Origin of the sequence: Lacisediminihabitans sp. (assembly GCF_036404185.1) — a bacterium.
GTDB lineage: Bacteria > Actinomycetota > Actinomycetes > Actinomycetales > Microbacteriaceae > Lacisediminihabitans.
The window spans coordinates 1-4907 of sequence record NZ_DASWPB010000017.1 but is presented as its reverse complement, the minus strand read 5'-3'; the positions used below and the strand labels follow the sequence as shown (position 1 = coordinate 4907).

Annotated in this window: 7 protein-coding genes; 1 reads left to right on the top strand and 6 read right to left on the bottom strand. The window is 65.7% G+C overall.

Annotated elements, in window-relative coordinates:
* Positions 1-723: transcriptional regulator (locus tag VGC18_RS01040; protein WP_331093318.1), on the top strand; the 723-nt coding region annotated here is incomplete at its 5' end.
* A gap of 7 nt (positions 724-730) precedes the next feature.
* On the opposite strand, the gene vapC is transcribed toward VGC18_RS01040, so the two are convergent.
* The 6 genes from vapC to VGC18_RS01010 form a co-directional block, all read right to left on the bottom strand.
* Positions 731-1120, bottom strand: coding sequence for a type II toxin-antitoxin system VapC family toxin (gene vapC, locus VGC18_RS01035; protein ID WP_331093316.1), 390 nt, complete (start codon positions 1118-1120; stop codon positions 731-733).
* Positions 1117-1314, bottom strand: a complete 198-nt coding sequence (locus tag VGC18_RS01030) for a type II toxin-antitoxin system VapB family antitoxin (protein ID WP_331093314.1) — start codon at positions 1312-1314, stop codon at positions 1117-1119. Before VGC18_RS01030 ends, vapC begins: the two co-directional genes overlap by 4 nt.
* 237 nt (positions 1315-1551) lie before the next feature.
* Positions 1552-2229, bottom strand: coding sequence for a thymidine kinase (locus VGC18_RS01025; RefSeq protein WP_331093312.1), 678 nt, complete (start codon positions 2227-2229; stop codon positions 1552-1554).
* Between the two features lie 55 nt (positions 2230-2284).
* Positions 2285-3826 (bottom strand): Rv2578c family radical SAM protein, encoded by a 1542-nt coding sequence (locus tag VGC18_RS01020; RefSeq protein ID WP_331093310.1) that lies wholly within the window; start codon positions 3824-3826, stop codon positions 2285-2287.
* A 38-nt stretch (positions 3827-3864) separates the two neighbouring features.
* Positions 3865-4116 carry a hypothetical protein gene (locus VGC18_RS01015; protein ID WP_331093308.1) on the bottom strand — a complete coding sequence of 84 codons (252 nt, stop codon included), beginning with the start codon at positions 4114-4116 and terminating at the stop codon, positions 3865-3867.
* 111 nt (positions 4117-4227) lie between these two features.
* Positions 4228-4907, bottom strand: a 680-nt coding sequence (locus VGC18_RS01010) for an HAD hydrolase family protein (protein ID WP_331093306.1), incomplete at its 5' end; no start/stop codon positions are given.

Sequence of the window (4907 nt, the reverse complement as noted above, 5' to 3'; positions counted from 1 at the left end):
AGCGGGGTGCCGCTGGCCCTCGTGCCCTCGGGGACGGGAAACCTGCTCGCCCGCAACCTGCATCTCACGCTCAACGACCTGGCCCAGTCGATCGCCGTGGCCTTCACCGGCGCCGACCGGTCGATCGACATCGCCGTCGCCGAACTCCATCGCGAGGACGGGTCGGCCGACGAGCACGCCTACCTCGTCATGGCCGGCATCGGTTTGGATGCGAACATGGCCGCGAACACCAACGGCACGCTCAAGAAGCGGATCGGCTGGCTCGCCTATGCCGATCCGATCGCCAAGTCCGTCCGGGGAAACAAACAGCTGCCCATGCGCTTCGGCCTCGATGGTGCGCCGAGCACCGAGATGCGCGCGCACACCGTCATCGTCGGCAACTGCGGTACCCTCACCGCGAACCTGCTGCTGCTCCCCGACGCCGTGATCGACGACGGCAAGCTGGATGTGGTCGTCCTCACCCCCAAGGGGGCGGGCGGATGGATGCGCATCGGGTCCCGCCTGCTCGCCGGGGGCATCCTGCACCGCACGAAGGGCGGCCGGCTGATCATGCGCAACACCCCGGGCATCCGGGCGCTGCAGTACGTGCAGGCGGGTGAGGTGGAGCTGGAGTTCGAGACCCCGGAGCAGGTGGAGCTCGACGGTGACAGCTTCGGCACGATCCTCAACGCGACGATCCGGGTGGAGCACGGCGGTCTGACGGTGCGGGTGCCGGCCGTCTAGCGTTCGCTCAGGCGGGCCGAAGCCCCAGCACCTCCACAAAGGGAACGAAGTCACGATCGGCGAATAGCAGACGGTGGCCTTCTGCAATACAGAACGAGGCGATGATCACGTCGGCCGTTTTCCTCACGGTTATTCCCCGTTTCCGTAGCACGCGATAATTCTCCGCACACCGAAGAGCCATCTCCGCACCCAACAGGGGAAAAACCGTGAATTCGAGAAGCAGATCCCTGGCCCTGGCGAAGTCATCATCCGCCCGGAAACCCTGCAGCACCTCGGCGAGGATCAGATCACCGAGCGCCAACGGTTCGACGCCTGCTAGCTCATCCAGACGGTCCGTCTGAGCCGAACGAACCCCATTGAAGTAGTCGATCCACACACTCGAATCGACGAGTATCACGACGCGTCGAGTCGCAGTTCCTGGAGGTCGCCGTCCCAGCGCAGTTGTCCACGGAGCTCGTGTAGACGCGCCTGCCTGCCGAGCCGTACGAGGGCTTCCAGCCCCAACTGGACTGTCTCCTTCTTCGTGATGGCACCCGACACGGCCTGGGCCTCAGCGATAAGCGCATCGTCGATCTCGATGTTGGTGCGCACGACGTCCCTCCTATGTGTAGAGCATTGCATCTCGGTACACATCAGAATAGCCGCCCAACGAATGCCCGCCGGCCGATGTGCATAACTCCGGCAAAAAGGCGCCCCTCGGCTGTCGCACCCCGCCACTTCGGGTCCGACGGCCGCCCACATCCGGTTCTGCAGGAGTTATGCACGGCCGAGGGGCAGGATCGTCCGCGAGCGCAGGTCGGCGGACGCGCAGGTCGGACGACGCACAGCTCAGGCGAAGTCGGGATCCGGCGCCGAGCCGTAGACGACCTCGGCCGGCTCGACGAGCACGCGCCGCCGGCCGCTGCCGAGCAAGCCGTGGCTCTCCTCGAGATAGCAGGCACCGCAGAGGGACTCGTAGGAGACCTCGCCCTGATCGATCGCGACCTGATCGCCGTCGAAGACGAACCGGCCGTCGACCTTGCGGGTGTTGAAGATCGCCTTGCGCCCGCAGCGACAGATCGTCTTCAGCTCTTCGAGGGAGTGCGAGATCTCGAGCAGCCGCCGGCTGCCGGGGAAGGCAACCGTCTGGAAGTCGGTGCGGATGCCGTAGGCCAGCACCGGGACGCCCTCCTGGATGGCGATGCGCAGCAGGTCGTCCACCTGGCTCTCGCTGAGGAACTGGGCCTCGTCGACGAGAAGGCAGCTCACATCGAGACCGGTGGAATCGTGGACCCTGGCCCGCTCGCGGGCGAACTTCTCGTAGACGTCGTCCTCCGGCGTGATCACGAAGTCGACCGGACGGGTGACCCCGAGGCGCGACACGATGCCCTTGTCGCCCCTGGTGTCGATGCTGGGTTTGGCGAGCAGCACCTGCTGCCCGCGTTCCTCATAGTTGTACGCCGCCTGCAGCATGGCGGTGCTCTTGCCGCTGTTCATCGCTCCGTAGCGGAAGTAAAGCTTGGCCACTGTGGATATCCGTCCTCGGTGATGGTGGTGACTGATGTCCAAGTTTATGGGGCGATCAGAACAGCGTGGGCTGACCGGGGGCGAGCGCGGCCGGGAGCTCCTGCGCAATGAGCGATCGGGCACCGCGCAGGGCGCTCGATCGCACCGCCCCGGTCGTCTCGTCCTCCCGCCCGCGTTCGAGCCCGTGCTTGCGGATGAGCGGGGCGATCTTCGCGGCCAGCCACTGCCGGTACTCCTTCGGCGCCGAGGCGCCCTTGGCGTACAACTGCCGGTACCGGGGAACGAGGTCCGGATGGTTCTCCCCCAGCCACTGCAGGTACCATTCCCTCGCGCCCGGACGCAGATGCAACGCGGTGTAGAGCACCGACGTCGCGCCGGCATCCGCGATCTGGGCGAGAGCGGCATCGAGGTGGGCCCGGGTGTCGGTCAGGTAGGGCAGGATCGGCATCATGAACACCGAGCAGCCGAGCCCGAGCTCGCGCGCCGCGGTGACCGTCGCGAGGCGGGCGGCCGTGCTCGGGGTGCCCGGCTCGACCGACTGCTGCAGTTCGTCGTCATAGATCGCGATCGACATCGCCAGGTCGACCGGCACCCGCTCGGCCGCCTCCGCGAGAAGGGGCAGATCCCGGCGCAGCAGCGTCCCCTTGGTCAGGATGCTGAACGGCGTTCCCGATTCGGCGAGCGCCGCGATGATGCCCGGCATGAGCCGGTAGCGACCCTCCGCGCGCTGATACGGATCGGTGTTGGTACCGAGGGCGACCGGATGCCTCTCCCAGCTGGGTTTGCGCAGTTCCTTGGCGAGGACCTCGGCCACGTTCACCTTGACGACGATCTCGTTGTCGAAGTCCTTGCCGGAGTCGAGATCGAGGTATTCGTGGGTCTTGCGGGCGAAGCAATTGTGGCTGATGACGCCGTTTGCGATGAAGTCGCCCGTGCCCGTCGTGATATCGATCATGTTTTGCTCGATGCCAAGATCTTCGACCGAGACGATCTCGAGCTTGGCATCCGACTTGACCGCCGCACCCATCCAATCGGACTGGTTCATTCCCAGAGAGCCGAACCCCATCAGCTTGTTGTTGACCGTCAAGTGGGGTCGTGCTTTGCCGCCGCTCGTGGTGCCGGCGACATATTTCCAGCCTCGATTCGTCAAGAAGCGATGGTCACCGCTCGCAGTGAGGGTCGTTCCATCCGCGAGCGTGACGCGATAAGCCCTTTTGCGGGTATTCCACTGGGCATCCACCGTCGTGCGGACGTAGCGTCGGCAATTACCACGGACCTCCGTGCCATAAATCTCGTCCCCGACCTGCACTGCCCACAGCGGCTTCTGTCGGCCGTCCGCCATGAGGATCAGTGTCTCTGGATCCAGGCAATAGACACAGGCATGACTGCAGCCGCGATAGGGATTGATCGTCCAGCCGAAGGGCATCGCCTTGCTCGAGCCGGGGACGTGGTTGAGGGCGGTCTTCGCGAGGACCTCGTGAAAGGTGATGCCGGCGAACTCCGGGGTGCGCACCGTGCGCACGAGGTTCGAGAGTCTGGCCAGACCGGGCAACGCGGAGGTCTCCTCCGAACCGAGTTCCTGACCGCTCCACCGCATGCTGACAGTCGAACATACGTTCGAATGTCTGTCAACCCTCAGTGGTCGGTGCCGAAGACCCGCACAGTGAGGCTCTGGACGTCGCGATCCAAGGCTTCCAACCGCGCATTCACCGTCTCGAAACGAGCGTCCACCGCGTCGAACCGGGCGACCATCTCGGCCCGCAACCCGCCGATCTGGACCGTGATGGTGTGGGTCAGCACACTCGTCACGACCGTGATCGTGCCGAACAACGCTGCCGCGAGCACGCCGATGACCGTCCATACCTGCGGCTCGGTCACCTCGATCACCCCACCAGTCTGCCAATTACCCCCAGCAAACACCAGAGGGGCACCCGGGTCGACGAGAGCGGGCCAGGTTCGGCAGAAGCTGGCGACTCCGACGCTGTGGAGGAGAGGCGGTTACTGCCGCAGCCAGTCCTCCAGGAAGACGGCGGTGTCCTCCCAGCCCGTCACCGCATGGCAGGCCACGCCCAGCGCCTTCACCGGATAGTCGTTGCCCTGCGGGTCCAGCCGGTCGCCGACGAAGAGCATGTCGTCGAGGGGGATGCCGGTCACCTCGGCGAGCTTGCGCATGCCGTAGGCCTTGTCGATGCCCTGACGGGTGATGTCGATCGAGGTCGACCCTCCCGACCGCACCTCGAGCGAGGGCAACTGCTCGGCGATCGCCTCGCGAAGCCGGTTCTTCTTGGTCCCATCGGGGTCCCAGGCCATCTTCGCGGCGACCGGCGCCGACTGGCCGAGGGCGGAGAAGGTGATCTGTGAGCCGCGGTCCTCGAGAATCGGACCCCAGGTATCCGTCTCCCAGAGATCGAGGTCCTTCGCGGCGCGCTCGACCGCGGCCAGCGCGGCCGCCTTCTCCTCCTCGCTGAGGTTCTCGGCGTAGACCAGCTGCCAGCCGTCCCGATAGCGGTAGTACTGCGTGCCGCAGGTGGGCATGAGGTGCAGCCGGTGCCAGGCCTCCTCATCGAGCTCCGGGAGGTTGTCGACGACCTGCGACATGAACTGCCCGATCTGTCCGCCGGAAATGATGCAGACATCCACCCGTCCGAGCAGCCGGGCGAGGAGGTCGCCCATCCGCG

Coding starts and splice junctions, on each gene's coding strand:
- VGC18_RS01020 (WP_331093310.1), bottom strand. CDS start 3,826: ATGCGGTGGAGCGGTCAGGAACTCGGTTCGGAGGAGACCTCCGCGTTG.